Here is a 26,189-nt window from a genome sequence, read left to right on the forward strand (position 1 = left end):
GGCGGACCTGCACCGGCCAGTCGGGGCTGCCGTTTTGATACAGCGTCAGCGCGGGATCGGGCGCCGTGCCCGCCTGCGTGCGTACCGCCGCGGCATCAAGCGCGCCGACCTGCAGCGCGAACCCGGCGACGCGGCCTGCGAAGACCGGACCGGCTCCCTCGGGGCGATCGTCGCGACCGGGGCGACCGGCGCAACCGTCAGGCGACGCTGCGCCACTTGCCGCCCGTCGACGAACAGCCGGGCCTGCGTGCCGTCGAAGGTCGCGGCGACGTGATGCCATGTGCCTGCCGTTATGCGGCTCTTGGCAGTCAGTATGCCGGCTTCGGTGCCGAGGCTCGGGCGACCCTGATCGAGCGCCAGATAGCGGCGCGCGCCGGTCGCGGCGTCGCCAAATCCTGCAACCAGAGCGGTACCGTTCGGGATCGCTTTCGGTTCGAGCCAGGTCGACATCGTCCAGCTCTGCGCGTCGATTGTTGCCGCGCGCTCCCCGCCGATCGCGGTCCTGACGCTATCGCCGCCAGCAGGCGCGACGACGTTGAACGGGCCATAGGTCTGCGCCATCGCTGCCGTGCCACCGCACAAGGCCAGCGTCGAAATCGTGCTTGCGAACAGACGGTTGCGCATTCTCACCCTCCCGGAAAGCGGGATCTTGGTCGCCCCGCCGAACTGCGCCGCATCAAGCACAGACGTCGGAAAAAGCCAAATTGAATTGCAGATTGTCGGAGGGCGGCATCATGTCGTCGCCCTGACAGCAAATTCATTTGCACCGCGCCCCGGTTAAGCGCTTGCGACGGACTGAGAAAACAGACGTCAGGAATAGCCATGTTCGAGCAACGGGTCGCGATCGTCACGGGTGGGGAATCGGGGATCGGCGCGGCCTGCGCCAAGGCGCTGGGCGATGCCGGCGCGCGCGTCGTCATCACCTATTTCAAGGATGTCGCGGCGGCGAACGCGGTCTGCGCGTCGATCGGTGAGGGCCGCGCGATCGCAGTGCAGACCAATGTCGGCGACGAAGCCGCGGTCGAAGCGCTGTTCGCGGCGGCCGAAAAGACGTTCGGTACAGTCGACCTGCTGGTGAATTCGGCGGGGCTCAACATGACCGGCGTCAACCTCGTCGATATGGAACTGGCGCAGTTCGACCGGGTGATCCGCTCGGATCTGTACGGGCCCTTCCTGACCTGCCGGCGGATGGTGCGCGCGCTGGAGGCAAAGGCGGCGAAGGGGCGGATCGCCAACATCTCGTCGATCCACGAGCGCGCGCCGCGTCCCGGCGGGGTCGATTATGATTCGGCCAAGGGCGGCCTGTCGCAGCTGACCGCGACGCTCGCGCTCGAACTTGCGCCGAAGGGGATCGCGGTCAACGGCGTCGCGCCGGGGATGATCCTGACGCCGATGAATCAGTCCGCGCTCGATCATCCGGAGGAACTGGCGGCGAAGGAAGCGGCGATCCCGTGGAAGCGCGCAGGGCGACCCGACGAGGTCGCTGCGCTGGTCGTGTTCCTGCTGTCGCCCGCCGCGGATTATATCACCGGCACGACCGTGACGATCGACGGCGCGCTGTCGCTGACCGTCGCACAGGGGCCTGATACGATGCTGAGTTATGTCGTCGAGCAGCTCGACCCCGTGACGATCTCGGCGGCGTCGCCGATCGACGGGATGGACCTGATGAGTCCGTTCGTCTGGAAGGAAGGCGAGCTGTACCGCGTGATGATCCGCGGCGTGCCGCATCCGCTCGGGGCGCATGATCCGACCGGGATCATCGGCGGCGGGGCGAGCAGGGACGGGCTGCATTTCCAGATGGATCCGGGGCTGGCGATCGTGCCGGGACCGGGGCCTGCCGATCTCGGCGGGTGCGAGGATCCGACCGTGCTCGTCACCGATCGCGAATATCTGGTCTATTATACCGGCGTCGATGCGGCGCGGGCGCAGGGCTCGATGATCCTCGCGGCGGGGCGCGAGCTCACCGCGCTGGCGAAGGAGGATCTGGTCCTCAAGGCGCCGCCGGGCGAGGGCAACATCAAGGAGGCGACGCTGGCGCAGACCGCGGCGGGCGACTGGCGGCTGTTCTACGAATATGCCGCGAACGAGGCGTCGCGGATCGGCATGGCCAGCGCGCCGACCGCGAAGGGGCCGTGGACCGTGCTGCCCGACCCGTTCGGGATCCGCGAGGACAGCTGGGATAACTGGCATCTGTCGACCGGGCCGATCATCCAGGTCGGCGACCGCGACCCGGTGATGTTCTATAACGGCGCTACGCATGATGCGCGCTGGCGGATCGGCTGGATCAGCTTCGATCCGGCGTTCACGCGCGTCACCGGGCGCGGGATCGAGCCGATGCTGGTGCCGCCGCCCGCGCTCAGCCGCGAGGCGACCGATATTGCGTTCGCCGCGTCGACGGTGATCGAGGGCGACCGGATCGCGCTGTATTTCTCGCTGGAGGACCGGATGCTGCGGCGTGCGCTGATCGGGGTGTATTCTCGGTAGTTTTTGATCCTCTCCCTGGCGGGGGGATCGAGCGAACCGGCTTCATGACGAAAGTTGCAGCGAAGGCGGCGCTCCGGCGTTATCGAGGCGCGCTGTCCTCGGTTGACGGGGCGCGCCGCCAAAGGACCAATCCGATCTTCCAGCTGATCTTCTCGCTGCCGTGCCTGTACGTGATCGGCCGATGGCTCTGGCCGCTGTCGCTGGCGATCCCGTTCAAGCTCGGCATTTCGGTGCTTCTGCTGCTCGCGTCGCAATATCATTCGTGGAGCCGGCTCTCGTCGGGATCGGTGTTCGCACCCGAATTTCCGCGCGCGATCGTCATCGCGTTCAACTGGGCGTTCGGGGCGATCCTGTTGCTCGCGATCCTGCAGATCTTCGTCGACCTCGGCACGCTGGCGATGCTGGTCGTCCGGCGCGGCACGGTCGTCCCGGATAGCGTGCGCTACGCGATCGCTGGGCTGGCGGCTTTGCTTGCGGCGATCGGTGTCGCCAATGCGATCCGCGTGCCGCCGGTCGTGGATGTCGAGGTCGCGATCCGCGACCTGCCGCCGCAGTTCGACGGCTATCGGCTGTTGCAGCTCACCGATCTGCATATCAGCCGCTTGTTTCCGGCGGCGTGGGCACGGAAAGTCGTCGACCGGGCGAATGCGTCGGGCGTCGATCTGATCGTGGTGACCGGCGACTTCATCGACGGATCGGTGGCGATGCGGCGGGAGGACGTCGCGCCGCTCGCCGACCTGCGCGCGCCCGACGGCGTCTACGCGATCCCTGGCAACCACGAGTATTTCTTCGATTATGCGGCATGGATGCAGCATCTGGCGGGGATGGGTATCCGCATGCTGCCTAACGCGCATGTGCTGCTCGCGCGCGGCGATGCGCGGCTGGTGATCGCCGGCGTGACCGATCTGTCCGCCCCCGCGGTCGGGCAGGCGGGACCGGATCTTGGCGCTGCATTGGCCGGCGCTCCCAAGTCCGCGCCCATCGTGCTGCTCGATCACCAGCCGAAGATGGCGCGACAGGCGGCGTCGCGCGGGGTCGCGCTGCAACTGTCGGGGCACACGCATGGCGGGATGATCCGCGGCTTCGATCGGATCTTCGCGCTCGCCAATGGCGGCTTCGTCTCGGGTCGCTATGATGTCGACGGCATGACGGTGTACGTCAGCAACGGCACCGGCTTGTGGCCGGGCTTCGCGCTGCGGCTTGGTCGCCCACCCGAGATGACGCGGATCACGCTGCGTCGCGCGCTGCCGGACGATCAATAATGAGACATTGTAACGCCTTGGCGCTCCATGCAACAAGAGCGTCATCACTCCTGCCATTGTGAGTCTGAAGATGCCGCGTTCCAGCCTGCTCCGTTCCGCCGCCATCCTGTGCTGCCTGGCCAGCCCCGCAACCGCGCAGGCGGCGCCCAATACCGGTCGTGTCAATCCGCTGACCGTCCCCAGCACGTTGCCGTTCCAGGCGCCGCGGTTCGACCAGATCACCGACGCCGATTACCAGCCTGCGCTCGAACAGGGCATGGCCGAGCAGATCGCCGAAATGCGCAAGATCGCCGACAACCCGGCCGCGCCGACCTTCGCGAACACGATCGAGGCGATGGAGCGCTCGGGCCGGACGCTCGACCGCGCGAGCCAGGCGTTCTTCGGCGTGTCGCAGGCGAACACCAACGATGCGCTCGACAAGGTCCGCAGCGCGGTGGCGCCGAAGATGGCGCAGCACGGCGACGCGATCTATCTCGATCCCAAGCTCTTCGCGCGCGTCCAGGCGCTGTACGCGAAAAAGGATTCTGCTCGGTCTCGATGCTGAGCAACGCCAAGTCCTCGAGATCTATCACAGCGATTTCCTGCATGCCGGCGCGCAGTTGAACGATGCCGATAAGGCCAAGCTGCGGTTGCTCAACACGCAGATCTCGACCGCGACGACCGATTTTCAGCAGAAGCTGCTCGCCGGCACCAAGGCGGGCGCGCTAGTGGTTGACGACAAAGCCAAGCTCGCTGGCCTGAGCGATGCCGAGATCGCGGCAGCGGCGGAGGGCGCGAAGGAGCGGGGAGTGCCCGGCAAATACGTGCTGTCGTTGCAGAACACGACGCAGCAGCCCGCGCTCGCCTCGCTCAGCGACCGTGCGACCCGCGCCGCGCTGTTCGAGAAGAGCTGGAACCGGTCGCAGCGTGGTGACGCCAATGACACGCGCGTGCTGATCCAAAAGATCGCGCAGTTGCGCGCGCAGAAGGCGCAGTTGCTCGGCTATCCGAACTATGCCGCCTATTCGCTGTACGACCAGATGGCGAAGACCCCGGCGGCGGCAAAGGGCTTCATGACCCAGCTCGTCCCCGCCACCGCCGCCGAACAGCGTCGCGAGGCGGCCGAGTTGCAGAAGACGATCGACGCGACCGGAACGTCGTTCCCGCTCGCGCCTTCCGACTGGGATTTCTATTCGGACAAGGTGCGCAAGGCCAAGTACGACCTCGATCAGAACGAGCTCAAGCCGTATTTCGAGATCAGCCGCGTGCTGACCGACGGCGTGTTCTTCGCCGCCAACCAGCTCTACGGCGTCACCTTCAAGGAACGCCGCGACATCCCGACCTACCAGCCGGACATCCGCGTGTTCACCGTCTACGACAAGGACGGCTCCGAGCTGGGCCTGATGTATTTCGATTACTGGAAGCGCGACAACAAGGCGGGTGGCGCGTGGATGTCTAACTTCGTCGGCCAGTCGAAGCTGCTGAAGACCAAGCCGGTGGTCTATAACGTCGGCAACTTCACCAAGCCGGCGCCGGGCCAGCCCGCTTTGATCACGTTCGACGACGTGACGACGATGTTCCACGAGTTCGGCCATGCGTTGCACGGGCTGTTCGCGAACCAGACCTATCCGCTGGTGTCGGGCACCAACACCGCGCGCGACTGGGTCGAGTTCCCGTCGCAGTTCAACGAGCATTGGGCGCTCGATCCGAAGGTTTTCGCGAACTATGCCAAGGATTATCGCACCGGCGCGGTAATGCCGCAGGCGCTTGTCACGAAGATCAAGAACGCGGCGAAGTTCAACCAGGGGTATGAGCTGGGCGAGCTGGTCGCGGCGGCGACGCTCGATCAGGACTGGCATTCGCTGCCCGCCTCGGCAGGCCCGCAGGACGTCGATGCGTTCGAGACCAAGGCGCTGAACTCGATGGGGCTCGACACCAAGGACGTGCCGCCGCGCTATCGGACCAGCTATTTCGCGCACATCTGGGCGGGTGGCTATGCCGCGGGATACTATGCGTATCTGTGGACGCAGATGCTCGATAACGACGCCTATGCGTGGTTCATGGCGCATGGTGGCCTCACCCGTGCGAACGGCCAGCGCTTCCGCGACATGATCCTGTCGAAGGGCCATACCGAGGATTACGGTCCGATGTTCAAGGCGTTCTACGGCAAGGATCCGGATATCGGCCCGATGCTCGAAGACCGCGGCCTGACGGCGGACGCCAAGTGATGCGCAGGTTTGCCATCGCGGCGCTGCTCGTCACGACGCCGGCGTTCGCGCAGGCGTCGGTGCATCAATATGGTGCGCTCGCGCTCGCGCCGAAGGGGGACCGTCTCGCCAGCATCGAACCCGTCGCGCCCACGCATGCAGCAATCGTCGTGCGGCGCGTGTCGGACGGCGGCATCGTCCAGACGATCGATGTTTGCGCGACGTGCAGCTACGGCGCGCCGACCTTTGCGACTGATGGCCGGATCGCCTTCCTAGCGCGCGAGGCGGGCAAATCCCGCGCGCTGGTGATGCTGGCAGACGCCAGCGGCGCACGGCAGGTCGCGGCGATCGACGGCATCGCCCAGGCACCGCGCTTCTCGCCCGACGGGAAACGGCTTGCGCTGCTCGCGACCTTCGGCGCGGCCAAGGAAGCGGGTGCGACGCAGGCTGGCGTGCGGCAGGTCGGCGAGATCGGCGAGACCAGCGACGAACAGCGCCTGGCGATCGTCGATCTCGCAACCGGCACGGTCAAGCCGGTGTCGCCGGCCGATCGCTATATCTACGAATATGACTGGACCCCCGACGGCCGCGGCTTCGTCGTCACGAGCGCGCTCGGCAATGGCGACAACAATTGGTGGGTGGCGACGCTCGACGCGGTCGACGCGGACACCGGCACCGTCCGCACGATCGCCAAGCCGACGACGCAGCTCAACATGCCGCGCGTCTCGCCCGATGGCCGCACGGTTGCGTATATCGGCGGCCTCATGAGCGATTTCGGCTCGATCGGCGGCGATGTCTGGACCGTGCCGGTTGCCGGCGGCGTGCCCGTCAACCGGACCGAGGGCGCGAAGGCGACGGTGACTTCGCTCGACTGGACCGGCGGTGGCCTGCGTGCGGTCCGCCTGCACGGCGACGCGGCCGAGATCGCGACGCTCGATCCGACCGGCAAGACATTGGTCAGCTGGAGCCGCCCGGCAAGCTTCGCGGCGGGCGAGGGCAAGGCCGCCTATAGCGCGGACGGCCGGATCGTCGCGACCGCCGTGCAGGATTTCACGCACGGCCCGGCGATCTTCGCGGGCCCGATCGCGAAACCCCGCCAGATCACGCATGACAATGATGCGCTCCCGGCGAACGCGTCCGCGCGCAGCGTGACGTGGAAGAATGACAGGCTCGACGTCCAGGGCTGGCTGCTCGCCCCCAAATCGGCCGATCCTGCGCGGAAAGCGGCGATGGTCACGATCGTCCATGGCGGTCCGTCGGCGGCGAATACCCCCAGCTATGTCGGCAGCGGATCGGGCCCGGCCGCGTTGCTCGACGCGGGCTATTACGTGTTCATGCCCAATCCGCGCGGTAGCTATGGCCAGGGCGAGGCGTTCACCGCCGCCAACCGCCGCGATTTCGGCGGCGGCGATCTGCGCGATATTCTCGCCGGGATCGACGCGGTCGAGAAGATCGCGCCGGTCGACGACGCGCGCCTCGGACTCACCGGCGGCAGCTATGGCGGGTTCATGTCGATGTGGGCAAACACCCAGACCAATCGCTTCAAGGCGATCGTCGCGGGCGCCGGGCTGTCGAACTGGATCAGCTATTACGGCACCAACGGCATCGACCAGTGGATGATCCCGTTCTTCGGGAAATCCGCCTATGACGATCCCGAAGCCTATCGTGCAGTCTCCGCGATCAGCTTCATCAAGCAGGCGAAGACCCCGACCTTCATCTATGTCGGAGAGCGCGACATCGAGGTGCCACCGACCCAGTCGATCGAATATTGGCACGCGCTGAAGGAGTTGGGGGTACCGACCAGCCTGGTGATTTATCCCGACGAAGGCCACGGCATCCGCGCCCCCGCCAATGCCGCCGACGTCCGCAAGCGATCGGTCGGATGGTTCGACCGGTATCTGAAGGCGCAGTAAGCCGCCCCAACTCAGACTGGCGGGACAGTTTGGGGAACCGGGGCGTTGTGATCTGCAAATGAGGAGTTTGCGATGAAGGTCATGACGCTGCGGTCCCCGGTGGGCCTCGATACGCTTCAGCCCGAAGAACGCGCCGATCCGGGCGATCCCGGCCCCGGCATGATCCGGGTGGCGATCCACGGCAGTTCGCTCAATTTTCACGATCTCGGCGTCGTTACCGGCAAGATGCCGAGCGAGGACGGCCGCGTGCCGCTGTCCGACGGGGCCGGCATCGTCGAGCGCATCGGCGACGGCGTGACCGAGTTCGCGGTCGGTGATCACGTCGTGTCGTGCTTCTTTCCCGACTGGCAGGCCGGTCCGCCGACGATCGGCGATTTCAGCCGCACGCCGGGGGACGGGATCGACGGGTTCGCGCAAGAGCATGTCCTACGTCCCGCGACCGCGTTTACGCTCGCGCCGCGCGGGATGATGCGGTCGAGGCGGCGACGATCACCACCGCGGGGCTCACCGCGTGGCGCGCGCTGGTCGTCGATGGCGGGTTGAAGGCGGGCGACACGGTGTTGCTGCTCGGCACCGGCGGCGTCTCGATCTGGGCATTGCAGATCGCAAAGGCGATGGGCGCGATCGTCGCGATCACCTCGTCGTCGGATGCCAAGCTGGCGCGTGCCAAGGCGCTCGGTGCGGACTTCACGCTCAACTACCGCGAGAACCAGGATTGGGGCCACAAGGTAGCCGCGTGGACCGGTGGCCGCGGGGTCGATCATGTGGTCGAGGTCGGTGGACCCGCAACGCTGGCGCAATCGATCGCGGCGGTACGCATCGGCGGCCATATCTCGCTGATCGGTGTGCTGACGGGGCGTGGCGGCGAGGTGCCGACCGCGGCATTGATGGCGAAGCAAGCGCGGCTGCAAGGGCTGATCGTCAGTAGTCGCGCGGATCAACAGGCGTTCGTTCGCGCGCTCGACGCGACCGGCATCCGTCCGATCATCGATCGTCGCTTCCCGCTCGACAGGCTCGCGGACGCCTTCGCGTTCGAGATGAGCGGCGAGCATTTCGGCAAGATCGGTGTCGAATGGTGAGGGTGTCGGTGTAAAGTCCCGAGATCCACACCGGTGCGGTCGAAACCGCACCGGATGATGGTCGGGGAGACAGGATTCGAACCTGCGACCCCCTGGTCCCAAACCAGGTGCGCTACCAGCCTGCGCCACTCCCCGACTGCGACGGCCCTTAGCCGCAGCCTTCGCCGGATGGCAAGCGGCTTCGTGTTCTCCGTGATGAAAGACCGAGGGCAGAACGTCACCGACGAGGGCGGTACGGTCGTGCGTGCGCCCGGTGCGACGATGCGAGGTTCCGATCGCGGCACGTCTGTGGCAGAGCCTTCGGATGGGTGGGACATCGAAAACCGTGCGGCTGCGCAATCTCGTGATCGGCGCCGTCGCCATGCTGGCCGGCAGCAGTCCGGCACGGGCGCAGGACGATGCCGGGTTTCAGGCCTATATGGTCGCGCTCCGGCAGCAGGCGCTTGCCGAGGGGGTCAGCACGCGGACCGCGGATGCGGTGTTTCCCGGCCTGACGCTCAACCAGCGGGTGATCGATCTCGACCGCCAACAGCCGGGGGCTTCCAACCCCAGCGCGGTGCCCGCGTTCGCACCGTATCGGACGCAGCATGTCGACGCGGCGCGGATCGCGCGCGGTCGCCAGACCTATCAGGCGCAGCGCTCGCGGTTGCAGCGGATCGAGCAGACGACGGGCGTGCCCGAATCGATCATGGTCGCGATCTGGGGGCATGAGACGAATTACGGTAGCTATACCGGCAATTTCGATCTGCTCCGCTCGCTTGCCAGCTTGGCGTATGAAGGCCGGCGGCGATCGCTGTTCGCGGGCGAGTTCATCGCTGGGCTGAAGATGCTCGATCGCGGCGTGACGCGCGACCAGTTGAAGGGGAGCTGGGCGGGCGCGACCGGCAATCCGCAGTTCCTGCCGTCGATCTATTTGCGTCTGGCGCGCGACGGCGATGGCGATGGCCGTGCGGATATCTGGAACAGCCCGGCGGATACGCTGGCGTCGATCGGCAATTACTTCGTCGATGCGGGCTGGCGTGCGGGTCAGCCCTGGGGCGTCGCGGTCAACGTGCCCGCCGGGTTCGACCGGTCGCAGGTTCGCAACCGGCTCGTGTCGCCGCGCTGCCCGCGCGTGTTCGAGCGGCATAGCGGCTGGCGGACGATCGCCGAATGGCGCGCGCTGGGGATCTCGCCGCAAGGTCGCGGCCTGCCAGCCGACAGCGTGATGGCGACGTTGCTCGAGCCGGACGGGCAGGGGGCGACCGCGTATCTGCTGACCAGCAACTACCGCGTGATCCTCGATTACAACTGCTCGAATTTCTACGCGCTGTCGGTCGGGCTGCTTGCCGACGCTGTCGAACGCTAGGAATTTGCGCGCAACGGATACGTGACGCGGTCGCCGGGCGCGGCTATGACTTGCATCACATCCTGCCCACGGACCGCCCTTTTGCTCACGGAATACCCCATGAAGAAGCTGATCGTCGCACCGCTCGTCGCCCTCGCGCTGGCGCATCCCTCCATCGCTGCGGCCCCGCAGTTCCAGACCGCGGCGCCGATCGCCTATATGGAGGATCTGTCGTCGGGCGCGGTGCTGTTCGCGCGCGACGCGAACCGCCGCATGCCGCCGGCCTCGCTCGCCAAGATGATGACCGTCTATGTCGCATTCGACATGGTCAAGAAAGGCGAGCTGAAGCTCGACCAGATGATGCCGGTGCGGCCCGAGACCTGGGCGAAATGGCATGGTCCGTCAGCAGGTTCGACGATGTTCCTGTCGTCGGGTGAGAACGTCAGCGTCGCCAACCTTCTCTACGGCATCGTCACGCTGTCGGGTAACGACGCGTGCATCGTGCTCGCCGAGGGCATTTCGGGGTCGGAGCAGGCATTCACCGAGCGGATGAACCGCAAGGCCGCCGAACTCGGCCTCAAGGACAGTCATTTCGGCACCGCCAACGGCTGGCCCGACAACGGCGTCACCTATGTCACCGCGCATGATCTGGCGCAGCTCGCCGCGGCGACGATCACCAACTATCCCGATCTCTACAAGCAATTCTATTCGAAGCGTGATTTCACCTGGGGCAAGACGATGGGCGGCAGCGCCATCACCCAGGCGAACCGCGATCCGATCCTCGGCCGCGTCGCTGGCGCCGATGGGCTCAAGACCGGTCACACCGAGGAAGCCGGCTATGGCTTTACCGGGTCCGCCATCCAGAACGGCCGTCGCCTGGTGATGGTCGTCGCTGGCCTGACGAGCGCGGGCCAGCGTGCGGAAGAGTCGGTGCGGTTCATGGAATGGGGCTTCCGTGCGTGGCAGTCGAAGCCGATCGTCGCGAAGGGCAAGAAGGTTGAGACCGCAGCCGTCCAGATGGGCGACAGCGCGTCGGTCGGCCTCGTCGCACCCAAGGCGCTGACCGTGACGTTGCCCGCCGGCACCTCGCCGACCATGACCGCGAAGGTCGTCTATCAGGGGCCGATCAAGGCGCCGATCAAGGCGGGCCAGCATGTCGCCGATCTCGTCGTGACGACCTCGGACGGTCTCCAGCAGACAATGCCGCTGGTCGCCGAGAAGGACGTTGCGGTCGCCGGCTTCTTCGGGCGTGCATGGGCAGGACTGACCGGCTTTTTCGGCTGATGACCGCGGCGCCGACGGCGTTGCCGGCATGACGCCAATCATCGGCAACTCCGCCGCGCAGGCCGCCTTCATGGCGGCGATGCGCGGCGGGTCGTTGCATCACGCATGGCTGATCGCCGGACCGCAGGGTGTCGGCAAGGCGAGTTTCGCGCGCGCCGCCGCCATGCGGATGCTGGCGGATGCGGCCGATCCCGATGGCGGGTCGACCGGGTCGGAGGTTCCCGAGGGGAACCGGACGCGGTCACTGATGGAGGCCGGGTCGCATCCCGATTTCCGCGTGCTCGCGCGACTGCCGAAAGATCCGGAAAAGCCCGATCAGGATCTCGCGCGCAGCATCACGATCGCACAGGTGCGGACGCTGCAACCGCTGTTCGCGACGACGCCGTCGATGAGTCCGCGGCGCGTCGTGGTGATCGACGCGATCGACGATCTGGAGCGGGGCGGGGCGAATGCGCTGCTCAAGAACCTCGAGGAACCGCCAGCCGGGACGATATTCCTGTTGGTCAGTCATGCGCCGGGAAGGTTGCTGCCGACGATCCGCTCGCGCTGCCGGTTGCTGCGGTTCGAGGCGCTCTCGGACGGCGAGGTCGCGACCGCGATCCGGACGTTGCAGCCCAATGCCGACGAGAGTGAGGTCGTCGCGCTGGTTCGCGCGAGCGACGGGGCCCCGGCCGCGCGCTTCGCTACGCTGGGCTCGACATCGCGGCGATCGACGATGCCATCGCCGCGATCGCGCAGGACGGCGATCGGGATAACGGACGCCGGTTGAAGCTCGCCAAGGCGCTTGGGCTCAAGGCAGCGCAACCGCGGTACGAGGCATTTCTCGACCGTGCGCCAGCATTCATCGCCGACGCCGCCCGGACCCGCTCGGGGCCAGCGCTCCGGTCCGCGCTCGACGCGCATGCCGCGGCACGCGACCTCGCGGGCGCGGCGATCGGCCTGTCGCTCGATGCGCAGGCGACCGTGTTCGAGATGGCAGGGATCGTCGCGACATTACGCCAGTGATCGGGCCGAGCAGGCTTCACCTCACCGGGGCGATGCTCTAGGAGCGCGGCATGGCCGATCCTTTCTATATCACCACCGCAATCCACTATCCCAACGGCCGTCCGCATATCGGTCACGCCTACGAGATGGTCGCCGCCGACGCGATCGCGCGCTTCCAGCGCCAGGCGGGCCGCGACGTGCTGTTCCAGACCGGCACCGACGAACACGGTCTCAAGATGGTCCAGGCCGCGCGTGACCGCGACATGCCGGTGCGCGACCTCGCCAACGAGATGTCGTCGTATTTCCATGCGATGGCCGACCGTCTTGGCATCTCGTATGACCGCTTCATCCGCACTGTCGACGAGGATCACTACGCCGCGAGTTCGGCGATCTGGCAGGCGATGGCGGATGCGGGTGATCTGTATCTCGACCGCTACGAGGGCTGGTACTCGGTCCGCGATGAGGCGTTCTACGACGAATCCGAGCTGACCGGGGAGGGCGACGATCGCCGCTCGCCGCAGGGTACGCCGGTCGAATGGACCGCGGAGGAGACGTGGTTCTTCCGCCTGTCGAAATATCAGCAGCCCTTGCTCGATCTGTTCGCCGCCAACCCCGATTTCATCCGCCCCGAGAGCCGTCGCAACGAAGTGATGCGCTTCGTCGAGGGCGGCCTGAACGATCTGTCGGTTTCACGCACCAGCTTCGACTGGGGCGTGCCGGTGCCGGGCAGTCCCGGCCATGTCATGTATGTGTGGGTCGATGCGCTCACCAATTACCTGACCGGGATCGGTTATCCCGACATGACCGGCGACAAGGCGAAATACTGGCCGGCGGATATCCATATGATCGGCAAGGACATCGTCCGTTTCCACGCGGTCTACTGGCCGGCGTTCCTGCTGTCGGCGGGCATCCCGCTGCCCAAGAGCGTGTTCGGCCACGGCTTCCTGCTGACCCGCGGCGAGAAAATGTCGAAGTCGGTCGGCAACGTCGTCGATCCGATGGCGCTCGCGGATGCGTTCGGCGTCGATGCGCTGCGCTATTTCTTCCTGCGCGAGGTCAGCTTCGGGCAGGATGGCAGCTACTCGCCCGAGGCGATCGTGATGCGCGTGAATGCCGAGCTGGCAAACAGCTTCGGCAACCTCGCACAGCGCACCTTGTCGTTCATCGCCAAGAACTTGGGCGGCGAGTTTCCCACCGCGGGTACGGTGCAGGATGCCGACGGCATGCTCATCGAGGAGGTCGTCGTCGCCTGCGCGGGGTTCAAGTCGGGCTTCACCGATCTCGCTTTGTCGCAAGGCATCGAGGCGTGGATGCGCGGCGTGTTCGCGTGCAACCAGTATATCGATGCGCAGGCGCCCTGGGCGTTGCGCAAGACCGATCCCGAGCGGATGAACGCGGTGCTGCGCACGCTGGTCCGCGCGATCCGCATGCTCGCGATCGCGATCCTGCCGGTCGTGCCCGAGTCCGCTGGCAAGGTGCTCGACCAGATCGGCGCGACCGAGCGCGACCACGCCGCGATCGACGATGACCGCTGGTACGACCGGATCGCCGCATCGGACTTCCGGATCGCGCCGCCATCGCCCGTGTTTCCCCGTCTCGAAATGCCCGCGGAGGCCTGATGCTCGCCGACAGCCATTGCCACCTGAACTACAAGGGCCTCGTCGAGGACCAGCAGGCGGTGCTCGAACGCGCGCGGGCCCGCGGCGTGACGGCGATGCTCAACATCTCGACGCGTGAGAGCGAGTGGGACGATATCGTCGCCACCGCCGAGCGCGAGCCGGACGTGTGGGCGACGATCGGCATCCATCCGAACGAGGCGGACACCTATCCCGACGTCGACGCGGCCAAGCTGATCGCGCGTGCGGCGCATCCGCGCGTCGTCGGGCTGGGCGAGAGCGGGCTCGACTATTTCCGCGATACCTCGGACCGCGCGCGCCAGCAGGCGAGCTTCCGCGCGCACATCGCGGCCTCGCGCGAGACGGGCCTGCCGATCGTCGTTCATACCCGCGATGCCGAGGACGATACCGCGGCGATCATGGCCGAGGAGATGGCGAAGGGAGCCTATCCGGGCGTCATCCACTGCTTCACGGCGAGCGGAGCTTTTGCCGACAAGGCGCTGAATATGGGCCTTTATATCTCGATCTCGGGGATCGTGACGTTCAAGAACGCGCGTGATCTCCAGGAAACCGCGGCACGGCTGCCGATCGAGCGGTTGCTGATCGAGACCGACGCGCCGTTCCTCGCGCCGGTACCGCATCGGGGCAAGACCGGCGAGCCCGCCTTCGTCGCGGATACTGCGCAATTCCTGGCCGACCTGCGCGGCGAGAATGTCGAGGAATTATCGCGGCGTACGGCCGAGAACTTCCACGCGCTGTTCGTCAAGACGCGGGTGGCCGGGGCGGTCGCATGAAGATCACGATCCTCGGTTCGGGCACATCCTCGGGGGTGCCGAGGATCGGCAACGACTGGGGCGAGTGCGACCCCACCGAGCCACGTAACCGCCGCACGCGTGCGTCCGCGTTGGTCGAGCATGACGGCACCCGGATCCTGATCGACACCAGTCCCGACATGCGCGAGCAGTTGCTGGCGGCTGATATCGACCGGGTCGATGCGATACTCTGGACGCACGACCATGCCGATCATTGCCACGGCATCGACGACGTGCGGCAACTCTTCCACGCGATGGGAACGCCGGTCCGCGGCTATGCGCGGCCGTTCACGCTGGCGGCGCTCGATGCGCGCTTCACCTATGCCTTTCATGGTCGCCCCGGCTATCCGCCGACGATCGCGGCCGAGGTCTTGCCGGATCGATTGCGGATCGGCGGGATCGACATCCGCGTGACCGATCAGCCGCATGGCAGCATCCACGCTGCCGGCCTGCGCTTCGATGCGGACGGCACGTCGATCGGATATGCGACCGATTTCAACGTGATGACGGACGATATGGCCGGCCTGTATCAAGATCTGGATATCTGGGTGGTCGATGCACTTCGCCGGCGACCGCATCCGACGCACATGGAGTTGTCGGCGGTGCTCGGCTGGGTTGACCGCCTCACGCCGAAGCGGACCGCACTAATCCATATGGATAACACGATGGATTACGCGACGTTGCGCGATGAACTGCCCAGCGGGGTCGAGCCCGGCTATGACGGGCTCGTGCTGACCGCCTGACGGTCGCACGAGCCCGTCCGCCTACTCAGAAGCCCTTCTTCAGCGACACGAAGAACTGCCGCGGCGCGCCGGCGAGCAAAGTCTGGTTGTCGCCGCTTGCGGTGAAGCCGTTCGAGCCGACCGTCGCGATATACTTCTTGTTGGTCAGGTTGGTGACGTTGCCCTCGATCGCGACGCCGTGCAGCGGGCCGTCGCCCTCGAACCGATAGCCGATGCTGGCGTCGACCAGCACGCGGCTCGGTACCGACTGGTCGTTGAGGTAGGTGAAGTAGCGCTTGCTCATATAGTCTGCGCCGACCCGGCCGGTGAAACCCGATTGTTCGAGCACGATCTCGCCCTTGACCATGTGCTTGGGGGTGTCGACGACGGTATCGCCCTTGCGGACCTGGACCGAGCCCGAGGCGTCGGTGACCGTGTCCTGATATTCCGCGTTGGTGTAGGAGTAGCTGGCGAACAACGAGAGCGGGCGGAACACGCGGTAATTGGCCGAGACTTCGGCGCCGTAGGTCCGCACGCTACCCGCGTTGTTGAGCGTCGGCGCGTTGCCGAGGATGCCGACGCCGTTCGCAAACGCGAGCAAGCGGTTCGAGAAGTCGACATAATAGCCGACTGCCGATGCCTGGAACGGGCCGCTGTGCAGGCGGACGCCGCCTTCCGCGGTCTTCGAGCGCTCGGGCTTGAGGCGCCCACGGACGGCGTTGAAGCCCGCTTGAGTCGCGGCGAAGGGCCCGGTCGTCGCCGACGAGACGAACGCGCGCATGTTCTCGGTATAGTCCGCGAAGATTTCCGCCGCCGGGGTCAGCTTGAACAGGATGCCCGCCTGTGGCTGGAACCAGTCCTTCGCCGAGATGCGACCGACCGCGAGCGGGGAGGTCGTGTCGGGCAGCATCGTCGCGCTGTTGACGACATAGGCGCCCTTCCACCCGGCGTTGACGATCAGCCGATCGCCGGCGAGCTTCAGCGTATCCTCGACATGATACTGCATCGTATCGGTGCCGTATTTGCCGTCCCACTGCGTTGCATAGGGGTTCTTCTGGAACTCGAGCACGTCGCGGTTCGGGGTCGCACTGTCGGTCATCCCGTAGAAGCGCCGCGCCTGCGTGAAGGTGTTGGTCTCGAGCCAGCCGCCGACCTCGACGGTGTTCGCGCCCGTCTCATAGGCGATGTTGCTGAGCGCCCCGCCGCGCTTGATGCTGTACTCGGTCGTGCGGAAGCCGAGCGGGCTGGGCGCGGTGATCGCGCTGCCGTCCTGGTTCAGCGCACCCGCCGCAGTTGGCGAATAGGGCGTGATCCACGATCCCTGGCCCTTGTTGTCGTGGTAATAGCCGGTCGTGACCATCGTCAGTTCGGGCGTCAGGTTCGCGTTTAGCGTCACGCCACCGAGATAATCGCGCCGCACGCCACCGGCATCGAAATAGGCGTCGTCGACCGTGCCGAACCCGGTCGGGAAGGTCGTGCCGACCCCGGCCCACGGCGCGACGAAGCCGACCGACGAGCCGTTGTTCGCCTTGGTGTAGGAGGCCAGTGCCGCCTGGTTCTGGTAGGTCTTGCCGATCTGCAGCGCGAGCGGGTAGTTATCGGCGATGTTGTCGTTGCGCAGGCCACGACGGCGGATGATGTCGTAGCTCAGATCCTGGTAGTCCTGCTCGCGACGATCCGAGAAGTTCACGAACGCCGACAGGCTGCCGAAGCTGCCTAGATCCTTGACGATCTTGCCGTTCGCCTGGTGTTGGCGCTGGACGCCGTCGCCTTTCCACTTGTCGGTGGTGAGGTAGCCATAGCTCAGATAGCCCTTGAGGCCGCCGCCGAGATCGCCGGTGTCGAGCCGGGCATAGCCGCGATACGTGTTGTCGGAGCCATAGGTGCCGCCGCCCGTGACGTTGAGCGTGTCCCTCGGCTTATCGCTGAAGAACTGGATCGTGCCGCCGAGGTTGCTGGTCGAGGCGGTGCCGAGCGCGCCGGCGCCCTGCGCGACTTCGGTGCGCGCGACGTTCTCGGAGATGATCGCGCGGCTGATGTGGAGGCCGTTGACGTTGCCGTAGCTCATGTCGCCGAGCGGTACGCCGTCGAGCGTGAAGCCAAGCTGGTTCTGGTTGAATCCGCGCAGCGATATGCGGACCGCCCATTCATACGCGCCGAACGGGTCGGACGCCTGGAAATTGACGCCGGGGAGCTTCTCAATCGCCTTCAACGGACTCGAACCGGGGGTGAGCCGCGCGAGGTCGACCGCGCTGACGCTCTGCACCTGGCGACTCTGGCCGAAGCCGAGCACGACGATGTCGGCGGGGGTGCCCTGCAAACCGTCGGCGCCCGCGTTATCGCCCGGCACCGCCTGATCGGCTTGCGCGACCGGAGCCGAAGCATCGGCGGTGGTCTGTGCGACGGCAGGTGCGGCGATCGCGAGCACGGCAACACTGGCGAGAAGGCCGGATAGACGGTTCATAATGGTCCCCTGCGCTGCCATGACGCAGCGCTCTCAGCGCCCATCGACGCGGCAGGTTACCGGGCAGCGACGTTTCAGTGACGGTTTGATGTCTAGCCGGTAATTCCGGGTCGGCCCCTTTCGACAGGTCGATTTAACGATCTCCGCGTGTCCGTTTCGCAACACCTAGGGTCGTCCGGGCGACGCTGGAGATCTTGCGCTAGGTTAGATCCGCGCTCACACGGAACCGATCGCGTCGGCGACGCTTTGCGTTGATGACCACCGCATAGGCCCGTCGACGAGCGGTCACGGAAAAGCCTGCGGGTCATCACATGGGAAACAGCGCGCAATGGCTCATACGATCGCGGATATCATGGCACTCACGCTCGCCGATGCCGGCGTGAAGCGGATCTGGGGGGTTACCGGGGACAGCCTCAACGGGCTCAACGAGACGCTTCGGAAGATGGGCAAGATCGACTGGATGATGACCCGTCACGAGGAGGTGGCCGCCTTCGCCGCGGGCGCCGAAGCCGCGATCACCGGTGAGCTTGCGGTATGTGCGGGCAGTTGCGGGCCGGGCAACCTGCATCTCATCAACGGCCTGTTCGACTGCCACCGGAACCACGTGCCGGTGCTGGCGATCGCCGCGCATATCCCGTCGTCGGAGATCGGTCTCGGCTATTTTCAGGAAACGCATCCGCAGGAACTCTTCCGCGAGTGCAGCCACTTCGTTGAGCTTGTTACCAACCCGGCGCAGATGCCGGAGGTGATGCACCGGGCGATGCGCGCGGCGATCGGCAAGCGTGGCGTCGCGGTGATCGTCGTTCCGGGCGACGTCGCGCTGCTCGAGGCACCGAAGGGGGCGACCGGGACATTCCCACGGCTCAATCCGCCGCGGATCGTGCCCAATGCGGACGATATCGATACGCTGGTGACGTTGCTCGACGAGGCCAAGACGGTGACGATCCTGGCCGGCGCGGGCTGTGCGGGGCAGCATGACGCCGTCGTCGCATTGGCGGACACGCTTGGCGCGCCGGTGGTCCATGCCCTGCGCGGCAAGGAGCATGTCGAGTGGGACAATCCATTCGACGTCGGCATGACCGGCCTGATCGGCTTCTCATCGGGCTATCAGGCGATGGAGAATGGTGACCTGCTGCTGATGCTCGGCACCGACTTTCCGTATCGCAATTTCTATCCGAAGGACGCGAAGATCGTCCAGGTCGACCGCGATCCGTCGCAGCTCGGCAAGCGTGCGCCGCTGACGCTCGGGATCGTCGGCGATGTCGGCGAGACACTGGCCGCGCTGTTGCCGCGGCTGACGCGACGGACCGATCGCACCTTCATCGAGGCGGCGCGAAAGCATTATGCCAGCGCTCGCAAGGGGCTCGACGATCTCGCGACGCCGTCCAAGCCGGGGCGCCCGATCCATCCGCAATATCTCGCCAAGGTCTTGAGCGATCTGGCGGCGGACGACGCGATCATCTCCGCCGATGTCGGCACGCCGACCGCCTGGGCGTGTCGCTACATCACCGTCAACGGCCAGCGTCGGCTGTTGTTCTCCGCCAATCACGGGTCGATGGCGAACGCGCTGGCGCAGGCGATCGGCGCGCAGGCGGCCTGTCCGGGCCGTCAGGTTATCTCGCTGTCGGGCGATGGCGGGTTCGCGATGTCGATGGGCGACCTGCTGACGCTGAAGCAGCTCAATCTGCCGGTGAAGATCGTGATCGTCGACAATGGCGAACTCGGTTTCGTCGCGCTCGAGCAGAAGGCCGGCGGTTTCCTCGACGTGAATGTGAAGCTGGAGAACCCGGATTTCGCGATGATCGCGCAGGCGTCGGGTATCCTGGGTATCAACGTCACCGAGTCGGCGGATCTCGAAAGCGCGTTGCGCGAGGCCCTGGCGCATGACGGTCCGGCGCTCGTGTCGGTAAAGACGGCGTCCTACGAACTGCTGATGCCGCCATCGATCAAGGCGGAGCAGGCGAAGGGCTTCAGCCTGTATATGGCCAAGGCGATACTAAACGGGCGCGGTGACGAAGTCGTCGAACTGGCCAAGACCAACTTGCGGCTGGCTTTGCCCGGCCTGTAGGCCATCCGGAACGATGCGGGGAAGATCAGCGATCTTCCCCGCGTACGATCACTCTTCGTTGCCGAGCGTCTTCTTGGCGGCATCGAGCGCAGCCTTGCCGCTCTTGCGGACCGTCTTGACCGCGGAGTCGGCAGCCTTCTCGACGGTGCTGCCAGCCTTGCGGCCCAGACCGATCGACTTCGCCATCGCGCGACGCGCTTCCGAATAGTTCGCGGCGACCATCGGATAGTCGGGCTTAAGGTTGAACCGCTCGCGGTACTGCTCGGGCGTCAGGCCGTTGGTGGTGAGATGGCGACGCAGCGTCTTGTACTTCTTACCGTCGAGCATCGAGATGATGTGATCGGGCGAAGCAAGCGATTTGCGCGCGGTGACGGCGGGCTCGTAGTTCTGCGCGGGAGCGGCCTCAACATCGGTATCGGTGCCATCGGTCAGCTTGACCACGGCAGCATGCATCGAGAGCAGAAACGCAGGAACGTCGTCAGCCGACGTACGAGTGTTCGGATTCGCGAGCCACGCTGCGGTCAGTTCCGCGGCCAGTTCAACGGCGTTCAATGTATCGGTCACACTCGGTCCTTGTCTCTACGGCCCCCGGCGGGGGCGTGACTACAACGTGCGCAACAGAATGAAAAGACACGACGTTATGAAATAATCGACACTATTCGGGACAAAATTCGGCGGTGAAATTCTTTCGATCAGTGGCGATCAAGCGCTCGATACACCGTCGACGCAGATCAAATCCGGCGCAATTTCGACCCCGATTATACGGACTCGTTTCTGGACATGATCGACCGGCATACGGCCGAGTTGGAGATGGTATCGACCACCGGAATCACGCTGCAATAGGAATGCACCGCCCTCCCGGATCAGCGTTCCTGTTTCGTCTATCGGGTTGCCTGGCTGTATCATTCGACGACAACGCGCGGCTTTTCATGAAGATCATTGGTCGATCGATCTGCGGCGATCAGGACCGGCTGGCGGGAAAAGAGCAACCGTGATCATGCCTGCCAGATCAGGTACACGCCGGCAGATGACTGCACCGATCCTGTACAGCTTCCGCCGCTGCCCCTTTGCGATGCGCGCACGCCTGGCGCTGCTGATCGCCGGGCTGGAAGTCGAACTTCGCGAAGTGGCGTTGCGGGCCAAGCCGGCGGCAATGCTCGCGGTATCGGCCAAGGCTACGGTTCCGGTGCTGGTGCTGCCAGACGGCCGGGTTATCGACGAGAGCCTCGACATCATGCGATGGGCATCGGTCGAAAGCGGTAATGCCGGTGGGATGACGCCCGACGACGCGGCGCTGGTTGCCGACAACGACGGGGCGTTCAAGCACCATCTGGATCGCTACAAATATGCCGATCGGTATCCCGACGATCCGACCGACCACCGGGCCGAGGCGAACCGGTTCCTACAACGGCTCGATGCCCGGCTTGGCAAAAGCCCGGCGTTGGCCGGGGAACGGCTGGCGACCGTCGATCTCGCGATACTCCCGTTCGTCCGGCAGTTCGCCGAAACCGACCGGGCGTATTTCGACGCGCTGCCGTTTGCCGATCTGCAACGCTGGCTGACCGATTTCCTGAGCTCGCCGCTGTTCGCGCGCGCGATGGTCCGGTTTGCGCCCTGGCAACCCGATCATCCGGCGACCATGTTTCCCGCGCGGTCTTCCGAATAATGCTGACTTGGCGGAAGAGGTGGGATTCGAACCCACGGAGGGCTTGCACCCTCGCTGGTTTTCAAGACCAGTTCCTTAAACCACTCGGACACTCTTCCAAGCCAGTCGGTGAGCGCATCTAGGCGGTGCGCGGTCGGTTCGCAACACTTCCGGTATCGGGGTGAGGAAGCCGCTCCACGTGTTGCGCGAAGGCAGCGTGGACTGCATGACGATCGCATGGACCTCGACGCAATCTCGCATCATTTTTTCAGCACGACCGATATCGACACCCTCGATCCCGATGCACTGCAGGCAGGGCGGGACCGCCTCTCGCTCGCATTCGGGACCGAGCGGGAGCCGGGGCGACGGTTTGCGTTATGGGCCGTCCTGCGCGCGACCGGCGAGGCGCCTGCGCCGCACCTCGCCTTCAAGGATCCACGCGAGCGACGTGCGGCGGAGATGTATGCAAGCATGTTGAGCCAGTCCGATGAGGCGGACGACTGATGAGGCGGACGACTGGGGTCAGGCTGCTCGACGAGCCTCGAGTGCCTGGTCGATACGCCGGATCAAGTCCGCGATCGGTGGCCGCTCAAAGGCTGGATACTCGATCTCGCAGGGCGCAGGCGCGCGCATCCGGTTGCCGACCAGCGTGAAAATATCCTGTTGGCGTGCCATTGGTCCGATCCCTTCGCTCCCGCGATCATGCCCGCTAACCGTTAACCAAAGGTTGGCGGCAAAACGCCGAGCGGGTTCAGCGGCATAGCGCCGACAGGTCGATGGGGAGCGGAGGGATAAACTTTCGCAGGGACGCGTTGAGCAGCGATATCCCCCAGCGAAAGATTAGCCATGCACATCGACCTGACGGGCCAGGCCGCGATCGTTACCGGCGCGAGTTCCGGGCTCGGCCGCGCCTCCGCCATCGCCTTTGCCAAGGCCGGCGCGAAGGTCGCGGTCAATTACAACAGCAACGCGGACAAGGCGCGCGAGGTGGTCGAGGCGATCGAGCAGGCGGGCGGCGAAGCCTTTGCGTGCGAAGCGGATACGTCGGACGAGGCCGCGGTGCTGAAGCTGTTCGACGAGACGGTCGAGCGCTTCGGCGGTGTCGACATCGTCTTCGCCAACGCGGGCATGCAGAAGGATGCGGCCTATGCCGACCTGACGCTGGAGGATTGGAAACGCGTCATCGACGTCAATCTGACCGGGCAGTTCCTCGTCTCGCGCGAGGCCGTGCGGCGGTTCCGCAAGCAAGGCGACCGCGGCGTCAGCCGGTCGATCGGCAAGATCCTGTTCATGAGTTCGGTGCACGAGGTCATCCCCTGGGCGGGCCACGCCAACTACGCCGCGTCGAAGGGCGGCAGCGGGATGCTGATGCGGACGCTCGCGCAGGAGATCGCCGGCGACCGCATCCGGGTGAACGGCATCGCTCCCGGCGCGATCGCGACCGAAATCAACGAGGACGCGACCGCCGACCAGGACAAGCTGCTCGAGCTGATCCCCTATGGCCGGATCGGCGATCCCGAGGACGTCGCGCGTGCGGCGCTGTTCCTGGTGTCGGATGCCGCGGACTATATCGTCGGCTCGACGCTGACGATCGATGGCGGCATGAGCCTGTATCCCGGCTTCCGCGATAATGGGTGAGCTTGGGGATAAGCCCGCCATATCGATCGCGGATCACGGCGCGATCGGTAACCTGGAGACGATCGCGCTGGTCGATACGGCGGGCACGATCGACTACCTCTGCTGGCCGTGCCTCGACAGCGCGTCGGTCTTCGCGCGGCTGCTCGACGGCGAGAAGGGCGGCCATTTCTCGGTCGAGCCCGACCTGCCCGATGCGAACATCGTCCAGATGTACCTGCCCGAGACCAACATCCTGCTGACCCGCTGGATGGCGAACGCGGCGAGCGTCGATCTGGTCGACCTGATGCCGGTCGGCAACGATGCCGATGCCGATGACGCGCCGTCGCGGCTCGTTCGTCGGCTGACCTGCACGCGTGGGTCGGCGACGGTCCGCGTCCGCTGTGCGCCGCGGTTCGACTATGGCGTGATGGGACGCAAGGCTTCCGTCACGACCACCGACGCGGACGTGTCGCGCGGGCGGTTCGATCACGAGAGCGGCCTGGCACTCGCGGTTCATGGCGCCGCGACGCTCGTCGCGGACGGTTGCGACCTCACCGCTGAAATCCACCTTAACGAAGGCGGCACCGTCTCGCTGATCCTCAGCAACCCCGACGACGTCTCGCTCGACACCGACGCGCTCGATGCGATCGTCGAGAAGGACATCGCCTATTGGCGCGCGTGGAGCCGCAAGTCGCGCTACCGCGGCCGCTGGCGCGAGACCGTCGAGCGCTCGGCAATGGCGCTGAAGCTGCTGACCTCGCGCAAGCACGGCTCGATCGCCGCCGCCGCGACCTTTGGCCTGCCCGAAGCGCATGGCGGCGTCCGCAACTGGGATTACCGCGCGACGTGGATCCGCGACTCGTCGTTCACCGTCTACGCGCTGCTCCGGCTCGGCTACCAAGGCGAGGCGGTCGGCTTCCTCCACTGGGCGATGAATCGCGCGCAGGCGTGTTCGAAGGGCCATCTCGGCGTCATGTACGCGCTCGACGGTGGCGAGATCGCCGACGAACGCAAATTGGACCTCGCCGGGTTCGAGGGCGCGACGCCGATCGTCGTCGGCAACGAGGCGAAGGACCAGACGCAGCACGACATCTACGGCGCGCTGCTCGACGCGACCTATCTCGGCAGCAAATACGGCGAGCCGATCGCGCATGATTCCTGGGTGGCGATCGGGCGGATCGTCGATCAGGTCTGCGAGACGTGGGACACGCCGGACTCGGGGATCTGGGAAGTCCGCGGGCCGAAGAAGCATTATCTCCATTCGCGCCTGATGAGTTGGGTCGCGGTCGATCGCGCGGTGCGGCTGGCGCAGAAGCGTTCGCTCCCCGCGCCACTGGTCCGCTGGTCGGAGACGCGGACGGCGATCCACGACGATATCTGGGCGAATTTCTGGAACGACGATCTCGGCCGCTTCGTCCGCGCGATCGGCGATGCGCCCGAGGATCTGGCGGTCGACGGCGCGTTGCTGATGATGCCGCTGGTCCGCTTCGTCGGCGCGACCGATCCCAAGTGGCTCGCGACGCTGGAGGCGATCGGGAGCGACCTGTCGGACGACGGGCAGGTCTATCGCTACCGGATCGACGACGGTTTGCCGGGGCAGGAGGGGACGTTCGTCGCCTGCTCGTTCTGGTACGTCGAATGTCTCGCGCGGGCAGGGCGGCTCGACGAGGCACGGCTGAACTTCGAGAAGCTCCTCGCGCACGGTAATCATCTCGGTTTGTTCGCCGAGGAGATTGCGCAGGACGGCAGCTTCCTCGGCAATTTTCCGCAAGGCTTCAGCCATTTGGCGCTCATCAGTGCAGCCTTCTACCTTGACCGTGCGCTCGACAGCGACGGTCCGCGGGAATGGGCATGACAATTTTCACTGACGTAAGGACGACAGCATGAACCTCGATATCGCAGGCAAGATCGCACTCATCACCGGCGCGGACAGCGGCATGGGCAAGGAAACCGCCCGGATGCTGCTCCAGGAAGGCGTCCGCGTCGCGATTACCGACCAGCCCGGCGGCGACCTCGACGCGAGTGTCGAGGACCTGAAGGCACACGGCGAGGTGATCGCGGTCGAGGCCGACCTGACCAAGCTCGACGATGTTAAGGCGTTGTTCGCCAAGGTACACGCGCAGCTCGGCGAGCCCGACATCCTGGTCAGCTGCGCGGGCGTGACCGGCGCGACCGGCGACTTTCTCGACGTCGACGATGCCGGCTGGCAGTCGACGCTCGACATCAACCTGATGGGCGCGGTGCGGGTGTGCCGCGAGGCGATCCCGGCGATGCGCGCCGCCAAATGGGGCCGCATCGTGCTGATGAGTTCAGAGGACGCGGTGCAGCCCTATGTCGACGAGCTCGCCTATTGCGCGTCGAAGGCGGGGATTTCGAGCCTGTCGAAGGGGCTTTCCAAGGCTTACGGGTGCGACAACGTGCTGGTGAACACCGTCTCGCCCGCGTTCATCGCCACGCCGATGACCGATAAGATGATGCGGAAGCGCGCCGACGAAAAGGGCATGAGCTTCGACGAGGCGATCGAGACGTTTCTGGAAGAGGAACGTCCCGGGATGACGCTCAAGCGCCGCGGCAAGGCGGAAGAGGTGGCCTCGGCGATCCTGTTCCTGTGCTCGGAGCGGGCGAGCTTTATCAATGGCGCGAATATCCGCGTGGACTCGGGTTCGGTGATGACGGTGGCGGGCTGAGCGCTCAGGCATCGCCACTCCCCCAGGAGCGGAGCCGAG

At 65.8% G+C, this 26,189-nt stretch carries 20 protein-coding genes, 2 tRNA genes and 3 pseudogenes; 18 read left to right on the forward strand and 7 right to left on the reverse strand.

Annotated elements, in window-relative coordinates:
• Window positions 1-45: 45 nt before the first annotated feature.
• On the reverse strand, window positions 46-624 hold the full coding sequence (locus QP164_RS05425; protein WP_333922444.1) for a LamG domain-containing protein: 579 nt from the start codon (window positions 622-624) through the stop codon (window positions 46-48).
• 198 nt (window positions 625-822) lie between these two features.
• On the opposite strand from QP164_RS05425, the pseudogene QP164_RS05430 reads away from it, so the two are divergent.
• From QP164_RS05430 to QP164_RS05455, 6 genes and pseudogenes are all read left to right on the forward strand, one after another.
• Window positions 823-1,581 (forward strand): annotated as a pseudogene (locus tag QP164_RS05430) (SDR family NAD(P)-dependent oxidoreductase); the annotation flags it as partial.
• A 947-nt stretch (window positions 1,582-2,528) separates the two neighbouring features.
• Window positions 2,529-3,746 carry a metallophosphoesterase gene (locus QP164_RS05435; protein ID WP_333922445.1) on the forward strand — a complete coding sequence of 406 codons (1,218 nt, stop codon included), beginning with the start codon at window positions 2,529-2,531 and terminating at the stop codon, window positions 3,744-3,746.
• A 70-nt stretch (window positions 3,747-3,816) separates the two neighbouring features.
• Window positions 3,817-4,290: a hypothetical protein gene (locus QP164_RS05440; protein ID WP_333922446.1), complete on the forward strand. Its 474-nt coding sequence runs from the start codon at window positions 3,817-3,819 to the stop codon at window positions 4,288-4,290.
• A 55-nt stretch (window positions 4,291-4,345) separates the two neighbouring features.
• A complete protein-coding gene (locus tag QP164_RS05445) occupies window positions 4,346-5,953 on the forward strand; it encodes a M3 family metallopeptidase (RefSeq protein WP_333922448.1) in 1,608 nt (535 codons plus the stop codon).
• On the forward strand, window positions 5,953-7,845 hold the full coding sequence (locus QP164_RS05450; RefSeq protein ID WP_333922449.1) for a S9 family peptidase: 1,893 nt from the start codon (window positions 5,953-5,955) through the stop codon (window positions 7,843-7,845). The genes QP164_RS05445 and QP164_RS05450 overlap by 1 nt, the downstream gene beginning before the upstream one ends.
• 72 nt (window positions 7,846-7,917) lie before the next feature.
• Window positions 7,918-8,924: pseudogene (locus QP164_RS05455) on the forward strand (zinc-dependent alcohol dehydrogenase family protein).
• A 58-nt stretch (window positions 8,925-8,982) separates the two neighbouring features.
• Here the strand turns inward: QP164_RS05455 and QP164_RS05460 are convergent.
• A tRNA-Pro gene (locus QP164_RS05460) sits at window positions 8,983-9,059 on the reverse strand.
• A 169-nt stretch (window positions 9,060-9,228) separates the two neighbouring features.
• Here QP164_RS05460 and QP164_RS05465 point away from each other — a divergent pair.
• From QP164_RS05465 to QP164_RS05490, 6 genes and pseudogenes are all read left to right on the forward strand, one after another.
• Entirely contained in the window at window positions 9,229-10,272 is a 1,044-nt protein-coding gene (locus QP164_RS05465; RefSeq protein ID WP_333922450.1) for a lytic murein transglycosylase, read from the forward strand.
• A 99-nt stretch (window positions 10,273-10,371) separates the two neighbouring features.
• Window positions 10,372-11,535, forward strand: coding sequence for a D-alanyl-D-alanine carboxypeptidase family protein (locus QP164_RS05470; protein WP_333922451.1), 1,164 nt, complete (start codon window positions 10,372-10,374; stop codon window positions 11,533-11,535).
• 28 nt (window positions 11,536-11,563) lie between these two features.
• Window positions 11,564-12,540 (forward strand): annotated as a pseudogene (locus QP164_RS05475) (AAA family ATPase).
• A gap of 50 nt (window positions 12,541-12,590) precedes the next feature.
• Complete coding sequence (gene metG, locus QP164_RS05480; protein WP_333922452.1) at window positions 12,591-14,138, forward strand: methionine--tRNA ligase; 1,548 nt, start codon at window positions 12,591-12,593, stop codon at window positions 14,136-14,138.
• On the forward strand, window positions 14,138-14,929 hold the full coding sequence (locus tag QP164_RS05485) for a TatD family hydrolase (protein ID WP_333922453.1): 792 nt from the start codon (window positions 14,138-14,140) through the stop codon (window positions 14,927-14,929). The genes metG and QP164_RS05485 overlap by 1 nt, the downstream gene beginning before the upstream one ends.
• A complete protein-coding gene (locus QP164_RS05490) occupies window positions 14,926-15,690 on the forward strand; it encodes an MBL fold metallo-hydrolase (RefSeq protein WP_333922454.1) in 765 nt (254 codons plus the stop codon). Before QP164_RS05485 ends, QP164_RS05490 begins: the two co-directional genes overlap by 4 nt.
• A gap of 25 nt (window positions 15,691-15,715) precedes the next feature.
• On the opposite strand, the gene QP164_RS05495 is transcribed toward QP164_RS05490, so the two are convergent.
• Window positions 15,716-18,133: a TonB-dependent receptor domain-containing protein gene (locus QP164_RS05495; RefSeq protein WP_333922455.1), complete on the reverse strand. Its 2,418-nt coding sequence runs from the start codon at window positions 18,131-18,133 to the stop codon at window positions 15,716-15,718.
• 328 nt (window positions 18,134-18,461) lie between these two features.
• Here QP164_RS05495 and poxB point away from each other — a divergent pair, with 328 nt between their 5' ends.
• A complete protein-coding gene (gene poxB, locus QP164_RS05500; RefSeq protein WP_333922456.1) occupies window positions 18,462-20,201 on the forward strand; it encodes a ubiquinone-dependent pyruvate dehydrogenase in 1,740 nt (579 codons plus the stop codon).
• A gap of 48 nt (window positions 20,202-20,249) precedes the next feature.
• Here poxB and QP164_RS05505 read toward each other — a convergent pair whose 3' ends face one another.
• Window positions 20,250-20,765 (reverse strand): MucR family transcriptional regulator, encoded by a 516-nt coding sequence (locus tag QP164_RS05505; protein ID WP_132734119.1) that lies wholly within the window; start codon window positions 20,763-20,765, stop codon window positions 20,250-20,252.
• 138 nt (window positions 20,766-20,903) lie between these two features.
• Window positions 20,904-21,107 (reverse strand): DUF5818 domain-containing protein, encoded by a 204-nt coding sequence (locus QP164_RS05510; RefSeq protein ID WP_132734117.1) that lies wholly within the window; start codon window positions 21,105-21,107, stop codon window positions 20,904-20,906.
• A 121-nt stretch (window positions 21,108-21,228) separates the two neighbouring features.
• On the opposite strand from QP164_RS05510, the gene QP164_RS05515 reads away from it, so the two are divergent.
• Window positions 21,229-21,867 carry a glutathione S-transferase gene (locus QP164_RS05515; protein WP_333922457.1) on the forward strand — a complete coding sequence of 213 codons (639 nt, stop codon included), beginning with the start codon at window positions 21,229-21,231 and terminating at the stop codon, window positions 21,865-21,867.
• A gap of 8 nt (window positions 21,868-21,875) precedes the next feature.
• Here the strand turns inward: QP164_RS05515 and QP164_RS05520 are convergent.
• Window positions 21,876-21,965: transfer RNA gene (locus QP164_RS05520), tRNA-Ser, on the reverse strand.
• 118 nt (window positions 21,966-22,083) lie between these two features.
• Between QP164_RS05520 and QP164_RS05525 the strand changes: the two genes are divergently transcribed.
• Entirely contained in the window at window positions 22,084-22,350 is a 267-nt protein-coding gene (locus QP164_RS05525) for a hypothetical protein (protein WP_333922458.1), read from the forward strand.
• Window positions 22,351-22,368: 18 nt separating this feature from the next.
• On the opposite strand, the gene QP164_RS05530 is transcribed toward QP164_RS05525, so the two are convergent.
• A complete protein-coding gene (locus QP164_RS05530; protein ID WP_165886423.1) occupies window positions 22,369-22,521 on the reverse strand; it encodes a hypothetical protein in 153 nt (50 codons plus the stop codon).
• Window positions 22,522-22,692: 171 nt separating this feature from the next.
• On the opposite strand from QP164_RS05530, the gene QP164_RS05535 reads away from it, so the two are divergent.
• From QP164_RS05535 to QP164_RS05545, 3 genes are read left to right on the forward strand one after another with little or no spacing between them, the layout of a single operon-like run.
• Complete coding sequence (locus QP164_RS05535; protein ID WP_333922459.1) at window positions 22,693-23,484, forward strand: glucose 1-dehydrogenase; 792 nt, start codon at window positions 22,693-22,695, stop codon at window positions 23,482-23,484.
• Window positions 23,477-25,318 (forward strand): glycoside hydrolase family 15 protein, encoded by a 1,842-nt coding sequence (locus QP164_RS05540; protein ID WP_333922460.1) that lies wholly within the window; start codon window positions 23,477-23,479, stop codon window positions 25,316-25,318. Before QP164_RS05535 ends, QP164_RS05540 begins: the two co-directional genes overlap by 8 nt.
• Window positions 25,319-25,346: 28 nt before the next feature.
• A complete protein-coding gene (locus tag QP164_RS05545; protein ID WP_333922461.1) occupies window positions 25,347-26,150 on the forward strand; it encodes an SDR family NAD(P)-dependent oxidoreductase in 804 nt (267 codons plus the stop codon).
• Window positions 26,151-26,189 lie beyond the last annotated feature (39 nt).

Source organism: Sphingomonas sp. LR59, from assembly GCF_036855945.1.
Taxonomy (GTDB): domain Bacteria; phylum Pseudomonadota; class Alphaproteobacteria; order Sphingomonadales; family Sphingomonadaceae; genus Sphingomonas.

Excerpts from the sequence above, each read along its gene's own strand:
- QP164_RS05425 (WP_333922444.1), bottom strand. The coding sequence starts at position 624 with ATGCGCAACCGTCTGTTCGCAAGCACGATTTCGACGCTGGCCTTGTGC.
- QP164_RS05435 (WP_333922445.1), top strand. The coding sequence starts at position 2,529 with ATGACGAAAGTTGCAGCGAAGGCGGCGCTCCGGCGTTATCGAGGCGCG.
- QP164_RS05440 (WP_333922446.1), top strand. The coding sequence starts at position 3,817 with ATGCCGCGTTCCAGCCTGCTCCGTTCCGCCGCCATCCTGTGCTGCCTG.
- QP164_RS05450 (WP_333922449.1), top strand. The coding sequence starts at position 5,953 with ATGCGCAGGTTTGCCATCGCGGCGCTGCTCGTCACGACGCCGGCGTTC.
- QP164_RS05465 (WP_333922450.1), top strand. The coding sequence starts at position 9,229 with ATGGGTGGGACATCGAAAACCGTGCGGCTGCGCAATCTCGTGATCGGC.
- QP164_RS05470 (WP_333922451.1), top strand. The coding sequence starts at position 10,372 with ATGAAGAAGCTGATCGTCGCACCGCTCGTCGCCCTCGCGCTGGCGCAT.
- metG (WP_333922452.1), top strand. The coding sequence starts at position 12,591 with ATGGCCGATCCTTTCTATATCACCACCGCAATCCACTATCCCAACGGC.
- QP164_RS05485 (WP_333922453.1), top strand. The coding sequence starts at position 14,138 with ATGCTCGCCGACAGCCATTGCCACCTGAACTACAAGGGCCTCGTCGAG.
- QP164_RS05490 (WP_333922454.1), top strand. The coding sequence starts at position 14,926 with ATGAAGATCACGATCCTCGGTTCGGGCACATCCTCGGGGGTGCCGAGG.
- QP164_RS05495 (WP_333922455.1), bottom strand. The coding sequence starts at position 18,133 with ATGAACCGTCTATCCGGCCTTCTCGCCAGTGTTGCCGTGCTCGCGATC.
- poxB (WP_333922456.1), top strand. The coding sequence starts at position 18,462 with ATGGCTCATACGATCGCGGATATCATGGCACTCACGCTCGCCGATGCC.
- QP164_RS05510 (WP_132734117.1), bottom strand. The coding sequence starts at position 21,107 with ATGATACAGCCAGGCAACCCGATAGACGAAACAGGAACGCTGATCCGG.
- QP164_RS05515 (WP_333922457.1), top strand. The coding sequence starts at position 21,229 with ATGACTGCACCGATCCTGTACAGCTTCCGCCGCTGCCCCTTTGCGATG.
- QP164_RS05525 (WP_333922458.1), top strand. The coding sequence starts at position 22,084 with ATGGACCTCGACGCAATCTCGCATCATTTTTTCAGCACGACCGATATC.
- QP164_RS05530 (WP_165886423.1), bottom strand. The coding sequence starts at position 22,521 with ATGGCACGCCAACAGGATATTTTCACGCTGGTCGGCAACCGGATGCGC.
- QP164_RS05535 (WP_333922459.1), top strand. The coding sequence starts at position 22,693 with ATGCACATCGACCTGACGGGCCAGGCCGCGATCGTTACCGGCGCGAGT.
- QP164_RS05540 (WP_333922460.1), top strand. The coding sequence starts at position 23,477 with ATGGGTGAGCTTGGGGATAAGCCCGCCATATCGATCGCGGATCACGGC.
- QP164_RS05545 (WP_333922461.1), top strand. The coding sequence starts at position 25,347 with ATGAACCTCGATATCGCAGGCAAGATCGCACTCATCACCGGCGCGGAC.